Below are 1,412 nucleotides of genomic sequence, written 5' to 3'. Positions count from 1 at the left end.
CTTCTCGTCGGCATTGAGGGTGTTCCACGGCCGCATCGCGTCCGCGGGAACCGCCACGTCCTCGGGTAATGGGTTGATCGGGGTCATCGCCGTGCCCTTGGGCATGATGCCCTTGTCGATCATCCGGGCCAGCACCCAGTCGCGGTAGGCCTCGTAGCCGTCGTCGAACTTGCCCTTGTATTTGTCGGCCCATTCGGTGGGAACTTGGTGCGGCGCATGATTCGCGCCTGGGCAGAACCACATGTACCAGGGCTTCGACGGATTGGTCGACCGCTGGTCGCGCAGCATGCGGAGCGCGTTGTCGGCGAGGTCCTTCGACAGGTGATAGCCCTGCTCGGGGCTGTAGGGCTGGTCGATGAACCGGTTGTCCTCGACCAGGTCCGGGTACCACTGGTTGGTTTCGCCGCCGAGGAAGCCGTAGAACCGGTCGTACCCTTTCTGCAGCGGCCATTCCGATTTGCTGCCACCGCTGGAGACATCTTCTATAGGCACGTTGTGTTCCTTGCCGAGCCAGAAGGTGCTGTAGCCGTTGTCCTGCAGGACCTGCCCGATAGTGGCGCATTGGGCCGGCAGCCGCGCGGCCGAGCCGGGGAATCCGGTGGAGCCCTCGGTGATCGACGCGAAACGGTTGACGTGATGGTTGCGGCCGGTGAGGAAGCAGGACCGGGTGGGCGAGCACAGGGCGGTGGTGTGCCACTGGGTGTAGGTCAGGCCGTTGTCGGCCAGCTTCTGCAGGGTCGGCATGTTGATCCGCCCGCCGTACGGCGACCAGGACGCCAGACCGGTGTCGTCGAACAGGATCACCAGGATGTTGGGTGCGCCATCCGGGGCTTTCTTCAGCTCGAACGGCTTCCAGTCCGGTGTGGAGTCGCGGACGTCGAGTTCGATCTTGCCGTCGAAGCCGTCGTTGATCCCGGTCCCGTATCCGGGTGGCCCGTCGCTTTTCGAGTTGCCGCAGGCGGCGAGCAGTGGTCCTGCAACCGCGGCGCCCGCCCCGGCCGCCGCGATACCGCGCAGCATCCCGCGCCTGGACACTTTGGCGCCCGGATCCCCGGTCTCGCGGCCAGATCCGACCTCTGGGTTCTGATCCTCATCGCTCGGCTGCATTACTGCAGGCTAAAGGCGAATCGGAAGCAAGCGTGCAAGGCACACCGGGTGGTTCGGGTAGTGCAATGGTCGTCCCCGGCTGGAGACGGTGTGTCCGCTGCTTCAGCCCGCCTCGAGGGATTTACGGATCTCGGCCTGGATGTCGAGTTGCGCCCGCGCCGCCGTCAACCCCGCGTTCACCTCGGCCGCGGTGCGCTGGGTGGCGGCCGAAACATATTGCGCCACCGCGGCTTCGATGGATTCGACGGCCTGGGTGGCGGTCGCCCGCTGCTCGGTCAGGGCGGCGGCGGGCAGGGCCGCCATGG

At 66.2% G+C, this 1,412-nt stretch carries 2 protein-coding genes; both read right to left on the bottom strand.

Features of this window, described 5'->3' with window-relative positions:
* Window positions 1–1,107: sulfatase-like hydrolase/transferase (locus ACIRS4_RS37005; protein WP_404204473.1), on the bottom strand; the 1,107-nt coding region annotated here is incomplete at its 3' end.
* A 102-nt stretch (window positions 1,108–1,209) separates the two neighbouring features.
* On the bottom strand, window positions 1,210–1,412 hold a 203-nt coding region (locus ACIRS4_RS37000; RefSeq protein ID WP_404204471.1), incomplete at its 5' end, for a hypothetical protein.

This window comes from Streptomyces sp. NPDC101166, assembly GCF_044768125.1.
GTDB lineage: Bacteria > Actinomycetota > Actinomycetes > Streptomycetales > Streptomycetaceae > Streptomyces.
This window is presented reverse-complemented; position numbering and strand designations above follow the sequence as displayed.